The sequence below is a fragment of the Flavobacterium sp. SM15 genome (assembly GCF_022012335.1).
Lineage (GTDB): Bacteria > Bacteroidota > Bacteroidia > Flavobacteriales > Flavobacteriaceae > Flavobacterium.
Map to the genome: position 1 here is coordinate 334,826 of NZ_JAKLTO010000004.1, position 16,816 is coordinate 351,641.

General features: G+C 35.1%; 12 protein-coding genes, 1 other RNA gene and 1 pseudogene. 8 read left to right on the plus strand and 6 right to left on the minus strand.

What is annotated here, in order from left to right; all coding sequences use genetic code 11:
• Window positions 1-28: 28 nt before the first annotated feature.
• Together LZZ90_RS09390 and rsmD are read left to right on the plus strand one after the other, a co-directional pair.
• Entirely contained in the window at window positions 29-835 is an 807-nt protein-coding gene (locus LZZ90_RS09390) for a DUF3822 family protein (RefSeq protein WP_237790434.1), read from the plus strand.
• Window positions 832-1,425 carry a 16S rRNA (guanine(966)-N(2))-methyltransferase RsmD gene (rsmD, locus tag LZZ90_RS09395; protein WP_237790435.1) on the plus strand — a complete coding sequence of 198 codons (594 nt, stop codon included), beginning with the start codon at window positions 832-834 and terminating at the stop codon, window positions 1,423-1,425. Before LZZ90_RS09390 ends, rsmD begins: the two co-directional genes overlap by 4 nt.
• On the opposite strand, the gene LZZ90_RS09400 is transcribed toward rsmD, so the two are convergent.
• A complete protein-coding gene (locus tag LZZ90_RS09400; RefSeq protein ID WP_237790436.1) occupies window positions 1,426-3,564 on the minus strand; it encodes an outer membrane beta-barrel family protein in 2,139 nt (712 codons plus the stop codon).
• A gap of 125 nt (window positions 3,565-3,689) precedes the next feature.
• Between LZZ90_RS09400 and LZZ90_RS09405 the strand changes: the two genes are divergently transcribed.
• Both LZZ90_RS09405 and LZZ90_RS09410 read left to right on the plus strand, forming a co-directional pair.
• Entirely contained in the window at window positions 3,690-5,051 is a 1,362-nt protein-coding gene (locus tag LZZ90_RS09405; RefSeq protein WP_237790437.1) for a sensor histidine kinase KdpD, read from the plus strand.
• 3 nt (window positions 5,052-5,054) lie between these two features.
• Window positions 5,055-5,738, plus strand: a pseudogene (locus LZZ90_RS09410) (response regulator transcription factor); the annotation flags it as partial.
• Here LZZ90_RS09410 and rnpB read toward each other — a convergent pair.
• An RNA gene (rnpB, locus tag LZZ90_RS09415) (RNase P RNA component class A) lies at window positions 5,735-6,046 on the minus strand. The pseudogene LZZ90_RS09410 and the gene rnpB sit on opposite strands and share 4 nt — an antisense overlap.
• 122 nt (window positions 6,047-6,168) lie before the next feature.
• Between rnpB and LZZ90_RS09420 the strand changes: the two genes are divergently transcribed.
• From LZZ90_RS09420 to LZZ90_RS09430, 3 genes are all read left to right on the plus strand, one after another.
• Window positions 6,169-6,477: a hypothetical protein gene (locus tag LZZ90_RS09420; RefSeq protein WP_237790438.1), complete on the plus strand. Its 309-nt coding sequence runs from the start codon at window positions 6,169-6,171 to the stop codon at window positions 6,475-6,477.
• A 178-nt stretch (window positions 6,478-6,655) separates the two neighbouring features.
• The gene (gene dnaX, locus LZZ90_RS09425; protein WP_237790439.1) at window positions 6,656-7,741 is read left to right on the plus strand and encodes a DNA polymerase III subunit gamma/tau; all 1,086 of its coding nucleotides are present in this window, start codon (window positions 6,656-6,658) and stop codon (window positions 7,739-7,741) included.
• Window positions 7,742-8,127: 386 nt separating this feature from the next.
• A complete protein-coding gene (locus LZZ90_RS09430; protein ID WP_237790440.1) occupies window positions 8,128-8,466 on the plus strand; it encodes a DNA polymerase III in 339 nt (112 codons plus the stop codon).
• A 19-nt stretch (window positions 8,467-8,485) separates the two neighbouring features.
• On the opposite strand, the gene LZZ90_RS09435 is transcribed toward LZZ90_RS09430, so the two are convergent.
• From LZZ90_RS09435 to LZZ90_RS09450, 4 genes are read right to left on the minus strand one after another with little or no spacing between them, the layout of a single operon-like run.
• Window positions 8,486-9,061: a hypothetical protein gene (locus LZZ90_RS09435; RefSeq protein ID WP_237790441.1), complete on the minus strand. Its 576-nt coding sequence runs from the start codon at window positions 9,059-9,061 to the stop codon at window positions 8,486-8,488.
• 4 nt (window positions 9,062-9,065) lie between these two features.
• Window positions 9,066-9,956 carry a Ppx/GppA phosphatase family protein gene (locus tag LZZ90_RS09440; protein WP_237790442.1) on the minus strand — a complete coding sequence of 297 codons (891 nt, stop codon included), beginning with the start codon at window positions 9,954-9,956 and terminating at the stop codon, window positions 9,066-9,068.
• Window positions 9,957-9,999: 43 nt separating this feature from the next.
• Window positions 10,000-12,114: a polyphosphate kinase 1 gene (gene ppk1, locus LZZ90_RS09445; protein ID WP_237790447.1), complete on the minus strand. Its 2,115-nt coding sequence runs from the start codon at window positions 12,112-12,114 to the stop codon at window positions 10,000-10,002.
• Window positions 12,111-12,599, minus strand: coding sequence for a histidine phosphatase family protein (locus LZZ90_RS09450; RefSeq protein WP_237790443.1), 489 nt, complete (start codon window positions 12,597-12,599; stop codon window positions 12,111-12,113). Before LZZ90_RS09450 ends, ppk1 begins: the two co-directional genes overlap by 4 nt.
• Window positions 12,600-13,042: 443 nt before the next feature.
• Between LZZ90_RS09450 and LZZ90_RS09455 the strand changes: the two genes are divergently transcribed.
• On the plus strand, window positions 13,043-16,816 hold a 3,774-nt coding region (locus LZZ90_RS09455; protein WP_237790444.1), incomplete at its 3' end, for a PKD domain-containing protein.

A 16,816-nucleotide genomic window follows, 5' to 3' on the forward strand; every position in this document is an offset into this window, starting at 1 on the left:
TTTGCTCAGGCTAATAAACATAAACTTAATGTCTGAAACTCCTATCGTATTTAAAACCTATAAAAAACTGTCTTTACAGGTAGCTTTAAACGGGCTTTCATTTTGTGTTTTTGATACTTTAAACCAGAGCGTTAAGGAAATTCATGAAGTTAAATTTAACCATACGCAAGCTCTTGAAGATCAGCTTTGGAGAACTTTTGTAGATTATCCGCAGCTCACTAAAACTTATGATGAGATTTTGGTTCTTCATGATAATAACTTAAATACATTTGTTCCGAAACCACTCTTCAATGAAGATTTTTTGGGAAGTTATTTGCAATACAACACCAAGGTTTTCGAGACCGATTATTTTTGTTTTGATGAAATCGGGAACTATGAAATGAATAATGTTCATGTCCCTTATGTTAATGTAAACAACTTTTTAATTGACCAGTTTGGCAGTTTTGAGTATAAAAATGTGAATTCTGTTTTGGTTTCCAAATTGCTGGAGCTTTCCAGAAATAAAGTTGAAAAACAAGTATACATTCATTTGCAGGAAACTCATTTTGAGTTAATTATAACCGATAATCTAAAACTGGTTTTATACAACTCCTTTGAGTATAAAACTCCTGAAGATTTCGCTTATTACCTTCTGTTTTCTTTGGAACAATTACAACTAAATCCGGAAACGATTACTGTTTCTTTATTAGGTAAAATTTCGGAAGAACACCCATGTTTTGAAATTGCTTACCGCTATATCAGAAACATTTCACTTTTGGACGTATCCGATTTGGCTTTCAAATCTTCAGTTACCCAAACAGATGCTTTACAACATTTTACGCTATTGAATTCATGAGAATAATTTCAGGAAAATATAAAGGACGAAGAATCAACCCGCCAGGAAATTTACCGGTTCGACCTACTACGGATATGTCTAAAGAAGCCTTATTCAATATCCTGAACAATTACTTCAATTTCAGTGAATTAAGAATTTTAGATTTGTTCGCAGGCACAGGAAACATCAGTTATGAATTTGCCTCGCGTGGTGCAGAACCAATCATTTCAGTAGATGGTGATTTTGGTTGTGTGAGTTTTATCAAGAAAACCGCAAAGGAATTTGATTTCGATATTACACCAATCAAAAGTGATGTTTTTAAGTTTTTAGAGAAAAATAAAGGCAGCTACGATATTATTTTCGCCGATCCTCCTTATGGAATGGAACAGAAAGATTTCGAAAAAATCATCGAATTAATCTTTGAAAATGAACTACTTGAAGAAGATGGTATGATGGTGATCGAACATTCCAAACACACCAAACTGGATCATATGGAAAATTTTTCGTTTGATAGAAATTATGGTGGTTCGGTTTTTTCATTCTTTGAATTTGAAGGCAGCGAAGAAGAAACTATCGACGAAGAAGATGATAACGACGAATTTGATAGCTAACTACCTAATTCTGTTTGTGTTTTCATCAATACTTTTTTCTTTAAATACTGCATCTTTAATTTTACCAAATGAATATTTCACTGTAACTGAAATCATGTGTGAATCGGTGTAATAGTTACCTTTTGTATGGATTCCGTTCATCGAATAAGTGTTTGAATACTTCACTTTTCTGAAAATATCGTTAGCACTTACCGTACAATCGAAATGTTTGAAAAAAGTTTTGGATACCGCTAAATCCATGGAAAACAAGCCACTGCTTTTAAAAACACCTTCATATTGACTGGACAATCCCCAACCTGTAACAGACAATTCTATTTCTTTGGGAAGTTTAAAAACCGAATTTGAATACCCATAAAAATACGGTTTCGTGGGAATCGCAACAGCCGTTTTATCATCAAGCCTGTTTATAATACCATTAAACACATTATTAACTGTCCAGAATTTATAGGTATATGGAACTGTGAATTCTACAATAAAACCTGATTCTTTTTCAAAATTGGCAGTTTTCAGTGTGAGTAAATTTTCAGAGGCATCATAAAATGTTCCGAAATAAACCGGGTTTGATTTTTTAGTATAAGCAATTAACAAAGAGCTGTTTTTATACTCAAAAGTTGCCGAGATTTCATCTATAATTGTCGGATTCAAATTGACATTGTTTGCAAATGCGAAATACGGATTAATATACGTTAAAGTCTGATTGGTAGCAGAATAGTTTGGCCTTACAATACTTTTTGAATAATTCAAAGTAATCGTTTTAGTACTGTCTACAGCAAAATTCAGTTGTGCTTTCGGGAAAAGATTATTGTAGTTTTTATTAATTGACACTGCTACTGCATTAGAGATAGTATTTCCTTCAATAATGGTTTGCTCTGTTCTTAAGCCAAAAGAATAATTTACTTTTTTAAGGTTTCCCGAGAGTTGTGTGTAACCGGCAATATTTCTTTCCTTAAATGTATAATCTGATGTTTGAATCGCTGCCGGATTCTGAATTGTTGCATAAAAATCCGTGGTGGCATCGGCTTTAAGAACGAGTGCTCCCACCTCTAATTTCATCTCATTTTTAAACGTTTTCTCGAAATCAGTTCTTGCAGAGAAAACAGTAATATTGAATTTCTGATCTCTGCTTTGTGAAAAATTATAACCGTTTGCATTATAATTATGATAAATATTACCTGCAAGATTTTGAGCGTATCTTGAATACTGAACTCCTGTAAATAAAAGCCCTTCAATACTTTTTATTTTATGATTGTAATTGAAAAACGCATTGTAAAAATTCCTTTTCTCGTTACTGCTGTTTAGTGTTTTTATGAAATTTTCTGAATTCTCATCTTTATTGTATGTATCTGTTGTGATGTCGAAACGATCTTTCTGAGTCCTTCCGTTGAAATTGAACGAAACATAATCATCCTCATTGATTTTATGGAAAATACCGCTACCGAAAAGAAATTGCGGTCTTTTAGTAACGGCCTCAGTCAGATAGTTTGAGGTAATATTTTCAGTAGAAACATCAAAATCATTTCCGTTACTTTCCCAAACCGTCAACTGATTATAATTGAAATTGGTTTTAAACTCTGTTTTATTCTTTTTTAAACTTGCTCTAACTCCAAATGAATTATTAAAAAACTTTTTAAAAGAGGCATTTTCAGTGAGATCAACTTTGATGCCTTCTTTTTTACTTAATTTTCTGGTTATCAAAATAACAACTCTTCCATTGGCTTCATATTTAGACGATGGATTGTTAATAATTTCAATCGTTTTGATGTCTGCAACATCTAGAGCATTCAAATCATTTATCTCAACTTTCTGATTATCAATATAAATAAGCGGATTGCCTTTCCCAATCACCGTAATACTTTCCTTATCCGGACTGATTTGTATTTTGGGCAGTTTTGAGAGTAAATCCAGAGTATTGGGAACGGCATTGAAAATGGAATTAGCCACATCAAGCTTAATATTTCCGTTTTTTGTGGTAAATGTTTTGGGGGCGGCTTTCACAACAACACCTTCCAGTTCAGTTTCCTTTTGTTCTTTTTTCTCTTCTTGCTCTTTTTGTACATCTTGTTCTTTTTGTACTTCTTGAGAATAAGCAATCGATGAAATAAGAAAAGTACTTAAAGCGAGGATCAATTGATTTTTCATAATTTGTAATTTTGACTGCAAATATGATTTCGATTGGTCAATCGGAAGGTTAATTGTAGGTTAATGCACGGTTAAAAAGATTTAGTAACCATAAAAAAGCTACTTTTGAACGTTTTAAAAAACTGATGAAGCAAAAAATAAATTTCTTAATTGGTATTTCCACTTTGGTTTTGATTGCACTTTCTGCAATGCAGTTTTATTTGATTAAAACCTCCTACGAATATAAAGTTGCACAGTTCCGATCGGAAGTAAAAGTAAAAATTGCTGCTGTTACCAATGATTACAGCTCTGTGGATTCTACACTGTTCATTAAAAAAGATTTGCTTTATAAAAATCTGGCTCACGCCTATTTTAAAAATCCAAAAAACAGATTATCCATCAAGAGAAAACTTCTTGATAATGATTATAAAGGTCCTCTTACCTTAAAATTGAAAAAAGAACTCGAACGAGAATTTCCAGAGCATGAACTGAATTTTGCTATCGTTGTAAATAAGTTTGTCCTTTACGATAATACACAAAAAATTGATACTGTTTTTTCTGAGAAATCACAAATAAAGAATAAAATCTGCGGCAACTTAACCTCTTTGGATAACGCATTCACAGCAAGAACCTATGTAGGAACAACCAGCGGAATCATTGAAAAACTTCCCTATAAATTACTTACCGAAGACACCTTGTATGTATCGGTTAAAAATTGGGAATTCATAATTCTAAAACGAATGGCATTGCTGTTCTTAATTTCGGTTGTATGTATGACGATTTTGATTTCGCTCTTCGTGATAACCATCAAAGCATTGATAAGACAAAAAAAGATAAGTGACATCAAAACAGATTTCATTAACAACATCACCCACGAACTAAAAACACCTTTAACGACGCTTTCCGTTTCTACGAAAATCCTTGAAAGAAAAGATATCAAGGAAAATGAAACCGTTTATAACGACGTTTTAAATACTATTAACCGACAAAACATCAGACTGCAGAATCTAATCGATCAGGTTTTGACAAATTCATTGGGTCAGGAAGAAATTCAACTTCAAAAAGAAGAAATTAACCCTATTGTTTTTTTGAAAACCATTATAGAGGATTTTAAGATTGCTTATCCGTCTGCGTGCATTCAAACGCATTTTGCAACCGAAAACTTGTCATTGAAACTGGACAAATTCCATTTGACCACTGCTATTAACAATGTTCTGGAAAATGCGGTTAAATATGGTTGTCAAAATATATCCGTTTCAACTTCGTATGAAAATAACAGCCTTAAAATAAATATTCAGGATGATGGTATTGGAATTCCAAAAGCGAAACAATTACTTTTATTCGACAAGTTTTATCGCGTGGAAAACGGTAATATTCATAATACAAAAGGCTTAGGTTTAGGACTTTATTATGTGGATCAGATTATAAAAGCACATAAAGGATCGGTTAAAGTTATCAGTAATCTAGGTAATGGTGCTTTATTTACCATTAGTATTCCTGCTTTGTAAATTATGAAAAAAATATTATTAGCTGAAGACGACGCTGATTTTGCCTCTGTTTTGAAACAATTTTTGGAGTTGTACGGGTATTCCGTTTTTTGGACAAAAGATGGTGAAGAAGCCTATAAACTGTTCCAAAACGAAACATTCAATATTTGTATTCTTGATGTAATGATGCCCAAAATGGACGGTTTTACCTTAGCTGAAAAAATGATTGAATACAATCCAAGTGTTCCATTTATTTTCCTGACAGCCAAAAAGTTAAAAGAAGATATTCTCAAAGGTTTAAAGCTTGGCGCCGATGATTATATTGTGAAACCCTTTGAAGTAGAAGAATTGATTTTAAGGCTGAATAACATCGTAAAACGGTCTGAAAAGAGTATGGCCTTAAATTCAAACTCTGAAGAAATCAAAATCGGGAAATACCTTTTTGACTGCAAAAGACTCGAACTCAAATTAGAGAACACAATTCAACGTGTGACCGAAAAAGAAGCCGCTTTAATTATTTTCTTTCACAAAAACAGTAATCAGCTTTTAAAAAGAGAAGAGGTCTTAAAGACTATTTGGGGAACCGATGATTATTTCTCCGGAAGAAGCATGGACGTGTACATCAGTAAATTACGAAAATACTTTACGGAAGACACAAGCATCTCCATTGAAAGCATCCGAAATGTTGGTTTGGAATTCAAACTAAAAAATGCAGACCTGTAAGCCGGATTCTGTACTAACCAAAGTCAGCCCTTATCATTTATCTAGACTTGCAATTACTCACAAGTTCAATCTGCCTACCCCTCAGCAACGAACGAGCCGTCCTTAACTGCTGATATACATGGCATTTCACCGCATAGAGTTTACCTGGTTTCACTACAGCATTACCTGTACATACTTTCTGTTGCACTTGTCCTCCCCTGATTGCTCAAGGTGACGGGCGTTACCCGCTATGCTGCCCTATGGTGTCCGGACTTTCCTCCCCAATAAATTGGAGCGATAAGGCGGTCTGCGCTGCAAACTTACAACAAATATTTATCCTCTGCGTTATAATAGTTTACACTTTATAAAGTTCATCCTTTAAAAACTGTTTTAAAAATCGTAAATTTATAGTAATCAAGAATTTAAGATTAATATCATGGCACATACTTATAATTACGCCAGTGTTTCCAAAGCTTTGCTGGAACTTAAAGAGTTAGGCTTTGTTGTGGATTATAACATAAACGAACAGGAGTTTTTCAAGAATCCGCATGATTTTGAAATTGTTCATATTTTTCGTTATGAAGGCGATTCCAGTGCCGATGACGAAGCGACGGTGTATGGAATAAGATCGAAATCGTCTTTAAATAAGAATGGGGTTTTTGTTTCCGGATATGCTGCCAATTCGGAAAGTGAAGCTGCTCGATTTCTAATAGGACTTTCTATTAAAGGTAGAAAAGGTTTGTGAAAATCAAATATCCAATTCCAAAAAACTAAATCCTAAATCTGAAATTTTAAAACCATATAAGTCATTTAAGTTTTATCCTGATTTTTTACTGATTTTGTGAATAACTTTTCTTCAAATCTTCGAATTAACAAACAGCCAAACCAACAAAAATTCTATATTTGTATTCCAATAAATTTCTATGGAACAATTTATAGTATCAGCCCGTAAATACAGACCTCAAACGTTCAAAGACGTAGTGGGACAGCAGGCTATTACTAACACTTTATTGAATGCCATAGAAAACAATCACTTAGCTCAGGCCTTACTTTTTACAGGACCGCGTGGAGTTGGGAAAACAACTTGTGCCCGTATTTTAGCCCGTAAAATTAATCAGGAAGGCTATGATGATCCTTATGAAGATTTTGCGTTCAATGTTTTTGAATTGGATGCCGCTTCCAACAACTCGGTAGACGATATTCGTAATTTGATTGACCAGGTTCGAATCCCGCCGCAAACCGGAAAATATAAGGTTTATATCATCGACGAGGTGCACATGCTTTCAACTTCGGCTTTCAACGCCTTTCTAAAAACATTGGAAGAACCGCCGCGTCATGCAATTTTCATTTTAGCAACTACGGAAAAGCACAAAATCATCCCAACGATTTTATCTCGTTGTCAAATTTTTGATTTTAAACGAATTACCGTTAAAGATGCAAAAGAGCATTTGGCTGAAATCGCTAAGGAACAAGGGGTAAACTTTGAAGACGATGCACTTCACATCATAGCTCAAAAGGCTGATGGTGCGATGCGTGATGCGCTTTCAATTTTTGACCGTGTGGTTTCTTACTGCGGAAATAATCTAACTCGTCAAGCGGTTACCGAAAACTTAAACGTATTGGATTTCGAATATTATGTTCGAATTACCGATATGATTCTGGAGAATAAGATTCCGGAATTACTGCTTGCCTATAACGATATTTTAGCAAAAGGTTTTGACGGACATCACTTTGTTGCCGGATTGGCTTCCCATTTCCGTGATTTATTGGTTTGTAAAAATCCTGCTACTTTAGTTTTACTGGAAGCTGGTGAGCATGCACAAAAGCTTTATGGAGAACAAGCACAAAAAGCTTCTCAAGATTTCCTTTTACAGGGAATTGAAATCGCCAACGAATGTGATTTAAAATACAAAGTTTCTCAAAATCAACGTCTTTTGGCCGAACTTTGCCTAATGCAGCTTGCCTCTATCACTTTTGATGGAGAAAAAAAAAAGCTAAGTCCTTTATAATTCCACCAACTTATTTCAAAAATTCAGGTTATTCCATTACGGAAGTTAAACCTAAGGTTGTTGCGGCAGATAATGCTAATCAAACATTAGAAAATCAGACCATTTCGGAAAATAAAACCGAAGAAAGCAGATTTGATAATACAGAATCAACTGTTAAAGAAGAAATTATCCCAGTTATTGAAGAAGTAAAACCTGTTGAAACTACTCAATCGACTGCATCTGTTGTTGAAAATCATAATTCTATTTCAACTCAAACTTCTTCTGCACCAAAAGTTTCCGCACTTTCTTTAGCCAGTATCAAAGCAAAAAGGGAATTAGAAGCATCTCAAAAGGCCAATATAAAACACCACGACGAATTACCAACAGAACCTTTTACGGAAACAGATATGTTGTTACATTGGACTAATTTTGCAGAGAAATTAAAAGATAAAGGGCAACATATCATGGCAACTTATATGCTCATGGATGATCCGACATTAGATGGAACAACCATAAAGTTACACATGCCCAACGAAGGTTCTAAAGTAGATTTCGACAACAATAAAAACGAACTGTTAGGCTATTTACGAGGAAGGCTTCACAACCACGATGTAGCCATTGAAGTCTATGTAAATGAAGTAGTTGAAACAAAATACGCATTTACTCCACAGGAAAAATTTGATAAATTAAATTCAATCAATCCTGCTTTGGAGCTTTTGAAAAAAACTTTTGATTTGGATGTTTAAATTATACAATCAGATTTTATTATTTTTTCTTCCTAGGCTTACATTCTTTACAAAAATCTGATAGATCTTCAATTTCATTATTTACCTCTTGGTGTAATAAATTTAATTTTTCAGATTTACTTCCTAATTCGGTTTCTTTGCTTGCATTAGTTAGGCGTTGAGAAAATTCTTTTTGAAGCTCATCATAAATTGGTTTAAAAAATTGCACACTTGAAAAAGTTGATTTTTCCTCAAAAATTCTTTTTCTAAATTTTCGTGCATATAATTCTGATAAATCAAATTGATAATTTGCAAATTTCACAATACTTTCAGCCTGTTGACTATCCAATGCAACTATGGCAGAAGAACTGCTCTTAAAAACATTATTAACTTTTGCGTTAAAGTTTTTTGTAAAAGAAAATTCCAAATTACTCATCGAAAATACAAAATCAATACCAGTAGGCATTTGTAAACTAAAGGTGTTTGTTCCACCAATTTGTGTTGCATCAGATTGAAAATCGGTCAATTTAAGTTCATAATCCGAACTCCAATTCAAATCATTTTGAGCAAAAAGATTTAGGGTAGCAAATAACAAACTAATGATGTAAACTTTCATGCCCTTAAATTTTTCCGTAATACATTGCCTTAACCACACCGTCAGAAAGACCAATTTTCGGAACATAAATATTTCGTGCACCGCTCCATTTCATAGCATTTAGATAAATCCGCATGGCTGGAATAATTACATCGGCTCGGTCAGTGTTTAGAGCTAATTCGGCGATACGTTGCTCGTAGGTTAACGAGTTCAAGTATTGATATTGCGAATTCAAATAGATATAGGAAAGCGGTTTATCTTGTGCTTTACCCGAAAGTTTGAAAATCTTATTGATATTTCCACCGGAACCTATTAATGTAATATTTTCATAAGGTTCGGTTTGCATTTTAATCCATTTTTCAATTTCCTGCCAAACCACTTCGTTCACCATATTGTTCAGTAAACGAACGGTTCCGTTTTTAAAGGATTTTGAAGCAATCATTTTTCCTTCAGAAAATAAAGAAAACTCGGTGCTACCACCTCCAACATCCACATATAAATAAGTGGCATCGGTTTTTATAAAATGGTGTAAATCCGAAGAAGCGATAATTGCCGCCTCTTTTTTACCGTCGATAATTTCAATTTTTACATCGGCCTTTTTCTTGATGATTTCGGTTACTTCTTTTCCATTATATGCCTCACGCATAGCGGAAGTAGCGCACGCCATGTAACGTTCTACTTTATATACTTTCATCAATAATTTGAAGGCTTTCATAGCGTCAATCATACGGTCAATATTCTCTTCCGTAATTTCTCCAACGGTAAAAGCATCCTGCCCCAAACGAATCGGAACACGAATTAAGGCACTCTTATTAAACTGAGTTTCTTTCCCAGGTTGTTCTACAATATTGGCAATAAGCAAGCGCATGGCATTGGATCCAATATCGATTGCTGCAAATTTTTTAATTGAAATCATTAAGTGATCCGGTATTCTTTACTATTAATTTAAAACTTATGGATTATAGATTTTCTGCTATTACTTCCAGCTTGTCTCTGTAATAATTATACATTTCATGCTGAGCTCGGAACATTTTCTGATCAGGCTGTTTTCTGTATTTATTGTCCAGTTTTTCAGAATGCAATCGGGCTTTAACATTCGCTTTTAACCCAATTTCAAAAGTTTCCAGCATTTCTTTTTTGATTTCTTCATCATAAATAGGACAGCTCACTTCTACCCTTGCATCCAAATTTCTGGTCATAAAATCTGCTGAAGAAATGTAAATCTCTGGATCTCCGTTATTTCCGAAGATGTAAACGCGGGAATGCTCTAAAAATTTATCTACAATACTGATGGCCTCAATGTTCTCACTCATTCCCGGAACTCCTGGAATAAGAGAACAAATTCCGCGAATAATTAGCTGAACCTTAACACCGGCACGACTTGCTTCATATAATTTATCAATCATTTTATAATCTGATAAACTATTCATTTTTAGCTTAATAAATGCAGGTCTTCCTAAATTGGCGTTCATTATTTCCTTATCGATAAGCTTAACAAACTTAGAACGGGTATAATGCGGTGAAACTAAAAGATGCTTGTATCTGTGCACGCGATAGTTCACATCAAAAAATTCAAAAATTTTTGAAACATCGCGCATAATTTGCACATGACTTGTAAATAGAGTCACATCCGTATACACTTTAGCGGTGCTTTCATTGAAATTTCCGGTAGAAATAAATCCGTAGCGCTTTACTTTGCCTTCTTCAAGTCGCTCAATTACACATATTTTACTGTGAACTTTCAAACCTTTTACTCCGAAAATAAGTTCAACGCCTTCCGTTTGCATCATTTCAGCATAGGAGATATTACTCGCTTCATCAAAACGGGCCTGCAATTCAATTTGAACCGTTACTTTCTTTCCGTTTTTAGCAGCATTGATAAGCGAACTTACAATCTGTGAGTTCTTTGCAAGGCGATACAACGTTATTTTTATGGAAACCACTTTCGGATCCAAAGCAGCTTCCCTCAAAAATTTAATCAAATAAGAATAAGATTGATACGGTGCATTTAGCAAATAGTCTTTTTCCCTTATTTTATCAAAAATACTTCCTTCCAGACTTAAACCCGGTACAGGCAAAGGTGTAATCGGTTTTGCCAACAAATCATAACGTCCTAAATTCGGGAAATCCATATAATCACGACGGTTGTGGTACCTTCCTCCCGGAATGATACTATCGGTCGAATCAATATTCATTTTAGTTAAGAAAAAGGCAAGTGTATCTTTTTCAATAGATTGGTCGTAAACAAAACGAACCGGTTCACCTACTCTTCGCTCTTTAACACTGGAGGAAATTTTCTCAATAAAACTCTTGTTCAAATCGGAATCGATATCCAACTCGGCATCTCTTGTAATTTTTATCATGTGTGCCGAAATACTCTCGTAATCGAAAATATTAAAAATGCTGTGCAGGTTATAACGGATTACATCATCTAAAAGAATAATGTACTGCTTGTCTGAATTTGAAGGAAGTACCACAAAACGGTTGATGGTTTTTGGGATTTCGATAACCGCATAACGTACTTCTTTTTTCTGAATTATTTTAGAAAGAATTGTGTTTTGAGGTTGAGTTTTCAAAACCAGTTTTACAGCCAAATATCCCGAAGTATCTTTTAAAAGCGGGAATTCATCAAGATCATTCAAAATAATGGTAACCAGCTCAGGACTAACCTTTTGAATGAAAAAATCCCTGATAAAGTTTTCCTGCTCTTTATTGATTTCACTTTCGTTGATAATATAAACATTCTCTTTCTCGAGCTGTTTTTCAATTACACTTAAAGTACGTAAACTCTCCGATTGCTGCTCGATAACTATCTCTGTGATTTCTTTTAAAAGTTCCTGTGCTGAGACTCCGCCCAAGAGCTTCTCCCCGGATATTCCGGCCGCATTTAATCGTCGGATTGCTGCATAACGCACACGGAAAAACTCATCTAAATTGTTAGAAAAAATTCCTAAAAAACGTAAACGGTCCAATAACGGAACCGTTTCATCTGCGGCTTCTTGTAGTACTCTTGCATTAAAGGCTAACCAACTTTTTTCTCTGTCTATATACCTGTTTTCCTGCGTATTATTCATGATCTCAACTCTCTGGGAAACACTTTCTTGAGTAGTTTTCCCTTTTGTATATTTTTCCAATCTTCTTCATCAAATTTTAAAGACACAAATCCCGAAGTAGGAACATTGTCTATGTAACAATCTCCAAATTTATTAACAAAATCGGTTATTGCACCATTATGACCAAAAAGAATTAGGCTGTCGTATTTATTTTCGCAATTTTTTATGATATTTTCCAGATTTCTCTCATCAAAAGTATACAAATCGTCTTTATATATTATTGTCTCTAAAGGTATTGAAAGGTTTTGAGCATAAATCATTGCAGTTTCTTTTGCCCTTTTGGCCGGGCTGCTCCAAACAATAAAAGTTTTAGGCAAGAAAGTATCTATAGCATGAGAAGTTATATGTGCATCCGAAATGCCTCTTTGTGATAAAGGCCTGTCGATATCTTTTAAAGGAATATCCCAACTTGATTTTGCATGACGAATAAGAATTAAATTTTTCATAACCAACAATTTAGTTGTATAAAGTAACTCAAAAAAAACCATAAAAGCCAGAGAAATTCTGTCAAATAATTGTTAATTCACCCAGAAAAGAACGTCTTTCATCGAAAAAGGGATGAATATGCGCGTAGGCAAGAATTTTATTAAATAATTTAGTAATACAAATTATCGAATATACTAAGCTGAACACTAAAAGTAAATCTAAAACTTAATACCACCTTGAGTTTTAGTTTACTTTTCAGTTTAGATTTTTGAAAATTAGGTTTCCATATTGATTAATCGATACAGGTTAATCATTTATTTCCAACACATTTTTATTGTCGTGTCAGTTTTAGGTACAGTTGTTTTTGCACATTTTTTATGCTGTGAAACGGATAACTGCCCCCTAAAATTTAGTGTTTTCATGTTACTGATTTTTTACAGACAGAATTAATAAAGTAATGTCTATGAAACCAAAAATTACCTTACTACTGTTATTTATCCTGATCGGGATTAATAATGTTTTCTCGCAGTTTACGCCTCAGCATCCAGACTTAAGACTCTGTGGTAGCCCTCCAAATTACTATGAGGACTATTTTAACTGTACCTCTAATAATTACACATTAGACCAGGTATTTTTAAGTTTAACAAATGTTAATGGTGTACCGCTTTCCAATACAACGTGTACACCGGGAACCTCACAGCAGATGTACGTCATGCTGAATTATACTTCAAACTCAAACAGCGCTATTTCACAAGTTAGATTGTTTGCAGATTTATCTATTGATGGCAATGTTACTCCAATCAACGCATATTTAGCTACGGTGGCACCGGGTGGAGGCCAACGACAAATTTATGGACCATTCACATGGACTTGCGGCCAGGAACTTTCTCTTTGCAGAATTTTAGTAGTATGGAAACCAAACGGTAACGTAAATGATCCAGAATTAGCAACTTATGATTGTAACACATTTAGTAAGTCTCAATGTGAATTTGGGAGTTGTATGCTCGTTGCTGCACCTTTGGCTGTAGAATACAACTATACAGTATGTACTAATGGCAATCAATCAACAGTTAGTTTTAATAATGAAACTAGCGGTGGTATTACTCCTTATTCTTATTCTTGGAATTTTGGCGATGGTTCACCAGTATCAACACAGGAAAATCCAGTGCACACGTATCCATACCCTGGCGGACCATATACAGCGACACTCACGGTAACTGATTCCAATATGCCGACACATCTGGTCAGCAGTTATTCGCAAACGATAAACCTCCCGGCGGAACTCTCGCTAAATGCAGTAACAACTCCGGCAACCAGTGGAAATAATGGTACGATTGATCTTAATGTATCCGGCGGAATACCCGGTTATACCTATTCATGGAGCAATGGTTCAACATCACAAGACTTAAGTGGCCTTGGAGTGGGAACCTATACCGTTACTGTAACTGATAGCAATGGTTGTCAGGCAACACTTCAAGTAGTAATCAATGACGGAATAGTTGAATGTAATATTGTTGATAAAACACCTCTAACTATTAATAAGTTTGATAATCTGGCAGTTAGTTCTTCTACAACTGGTCTTTGCTTGGTTGGTTGTGGAATTTCAAACGCTCCACGATTAATTGATGCCGATTTAAGCAATTACGCACTTGTTTCAACAGCAGTTGGTGTTGGAGTAACCCATAAATTAAGAGTTACAGATAATGACGATTCTTATGCAGCAGGTACTTTTGCCGGTTTCCGCATTGAGCCTACCGGTGGAATTCTCTCTGTAGATTTATTAAACAACATTTCAATCAAAACTTATCTTTCAGGAGTTTTAAAAGAAACGCTAACCGGAAGTGCTTTAGTTAAACTGGATTTACTTTCCAACCCGGGAAATTATATCCTTGGATTTAATTCTTCACAATCCTTTGACGCTGTAGAAATTACCATTAATAGTTTAGTGGGAGCATTAACCTCAACAAAAGTTTACTACGCAGTAATTAAAACTTACTGTCCAGGGCCAAGTTTAAATTGTAACATTCCAACTGCAGCAAACGCTCCAGTTTTTCCAGTTGAAATTGAACAATCACATACTGGAATCTCTGGTATAGCAGTTGGAAGTGTAACCAATACCGATAATGTAATTTCTCCAAGCAGTTCCGATTTTGCGAGCATTAATTTAGTAGCTGGTGTTTTGGCTTCTGGCAGTATTGCTGTGAAAGAGCAAATCACAGATTATCCAGCTGGAACATACGCAGGTTTTGAAATTGAAAATGCCAATCTGGTTAGTGTTGCGGTTCTAAACAACATTCAAATCAAAACTTATTTAAATGGAGTATTCAGGGAACAGGCTTCAGGTGTAAATCTTCTGGTAAATGGGCCTCTACTTAATTCTTCAGGAAGATATAAATTAGGATTTAATACAACCTTATCTTTTGATGAAGTTCAAATTTCAGTAAACCAACCTGTTGGAGTTAGCTTAGGAATTACAAAAGTATACAATCTGGTGCTTCAGAAATTCTGTCCCGTTGTACTTGAATGTAACAAATCATATCCGCTAACAAACCCAATATTCCCTGTCATCATTGATGGTTCAAGAACAGGAATTAGTGGTGTTGCCTGTGTTGGATGTGCTGTTAATAATGTTGATAATGTGTTGAGTTCAAGTATCTCTGATTTTGCAACAATTAATGTTACTGCCGGTGTTGCCGCATCGGGTTCCATTGCAGTAGCAGATCAGTTATCGACCTTCCCGGTTGGAACTTTTGCAGGTTTTACCATTAAAGACAATAACAGCCTTGTACAGGCCAATTTATTCCAATCATTAACTATTTCAACTTACTTAAACGGAACTTTACAAGAATCACGAACCGGAGCACAATTAATCGGTCTAACCTTAGTTGTACCTATTCTTGGTTCAGGGCCTGGTTATTATAATGTAGGTTTTATCAGTACAATGCCTTTTGATGAAATCAGCATTAGAGCCGGTTCTTTGGTAGGTGTATTAAACAACATTAATGTTTATGGTGCTTTTGTTGATACTTCCGAAAGTAATGGCGGAACTTTAATCTGTGCTTTAACCGATTTAAGTGTTGTAAAAACAGTTAACAACCCTACTCCATTTGTAGGTTCCAATGTAACTTTTACAATTACTGCAACAAATGGCGGTCCAAGTGGCGCAACCGGAGTTGTTGTAAACGATGTATTACCGTCTGGATATACTTATGTAAGTTCAGTTCCATCTGTAGGAAGCTTTAACAGTGGTACCGGTGTTTGGACAATAGGCAACTTAGCCAACGGAGCAAGTGCGACTTTGACCATAACCGCTACGGTAAATGCAACTGGAAATTATTCCAATACAGCTGTGATTACAGGAAACCAAAACGATCCTAATCCTAGTAATAATACATCTACTGTTACACCAACACCAGTTAATGTAATTGTTGCCAATGATGATACTTATTCAAACATCAGTTGTATAAACAGTGGCATTGTTGGAAATGTACTGACAAATGATACTCTTAATGGAAATCCGATAGTTCCGGCTTCTGTTGTACTTACTGTACTTACCGGAAGTTATCCTAATATTTCAATCAGTAGTTCTGGAAATGTAAATGTAACATCAGGAATCGCAGCCGGAAGTTATGTATTCACTTATAAAATCTGTGAAGTGATTAACCCAACAAATTGTGACACAGCTACAGTGACTGTTAATGTAATAGACAATGATCCTCCGGTTATAGGACAATTGCCTCCTCCATCAACAATCAACTGTCCGGCTACTCCTCAATTTGCTCAGGCAACTGCTACTGATGTTTGCGGGCCTGCACAATTATCACATTCAGATCAAACCATACAAGGAAATTGCGCAGGATCATACACAGTAATCAGAACCTGGACTGCAACTGATGCTTCCGGAAACACATCAACAGCATCACAAACAATTACTGTTCAAGATACTACTGCTCCAGTGATTGCACCATTACCTGGTCCAACTACAATCAATTGTCCTGCAACTCCGCAATTTGCTCAAGCAAGTGCAGTTGACGCATGTGGTTCATCATTTACATTGACTTCTGTAGATAACACTACTCCGGGACAATGTGGAGGATCTTATTCAGTAACCAGAACTTGGACTGCTACTGATGCGTGTGGAAATATATCACACGCATCTCAAACAATTCATGTCCAAGATGTTACACCACCGGTAATTTCAATCCAGGCTTCAAACGCAACTGTAGAATGCGACGGA

Excerpts from the sequence above, each read along its gene's own strand:
- LZZ90_RS09440 (WP_237790442.1), bottom strand. The coding sequence starts at position 9,956 with ATGATTTCAATTAAAAAATTTGCAGCAATCGATATTGGATCCAATGCC.
- LZZ90_RS09400 (WP_237790436.1), bottom strand. The coding sequence starts at position 3,564 with ATGAAAAATCAATTGATCCTCGCTTTAAGTACTTTTCTTATTTCATCG.
- LZZ90_RS09405 (WP_237790437.1), top strand. The coding sequence starts at position 3,690 with ATGAAGCAAAAAATAAATTTCTTAATTGGTATTTCCACTTTGGTTTTG.
- LZZ90_RS09435 (WP_237790441.1), bottom strand. The coding sequence starts at position 9,061 with ATGAAAGTTTACATCATTAGTTTGTTATTTGCTACCCTAAATCTTTTT.
- LZZ90_RS09420 (WP_237790438.1), top strand. The coding sequence starts at position 6,169 with ATGGCACATACTTATAATTACGCCAGTGTTTCCAAAGCTTTGCTGGAA.
- LZZ90_RS09430 (WP_237790440.1), top strand. The coding sequence starts at position 8,128 with ATGTTGTTACATTGGACTAATTTTGCAGAGAAATTAAAAGATAAAGGG.
- ppk1 (WP_237790447.1), bottom strand. The coding sequence starts at position 12,114 with ATGAATAATACGCAGGAAAACAGGTATATAGACAGAGAAAAAAGTTGG.
- LZZ90_RS09390 (WP_237790434.1), top strand. The coding sequence starts at position 29 with ATGTCTGAAACTCCTATCGTATTTAAAACCTATAAAAAACTGTCTTTA.
- dnaX (WP_237790439.1), top strand. The coding sequence starts at position 6,656 with ATGGAACAATTTATAGTATCAGCCCGTAAATACAGACCTCAAACGTTC.
- LZZ90_RS09450 (WP_237790443.1), bottom strand. The coding sequence starts at position 12,599 with ATGAAAAATTTAATTCTTATTCGTCATGCAAAATCAAGTTGGGATATT.
- rsmD (WP_237790435.1), top strand. The coding sequence starts at position 832 with ATGAGAATAATTTCAGGAAAATATAAAGGACGAAGAATCAACCCGCCA.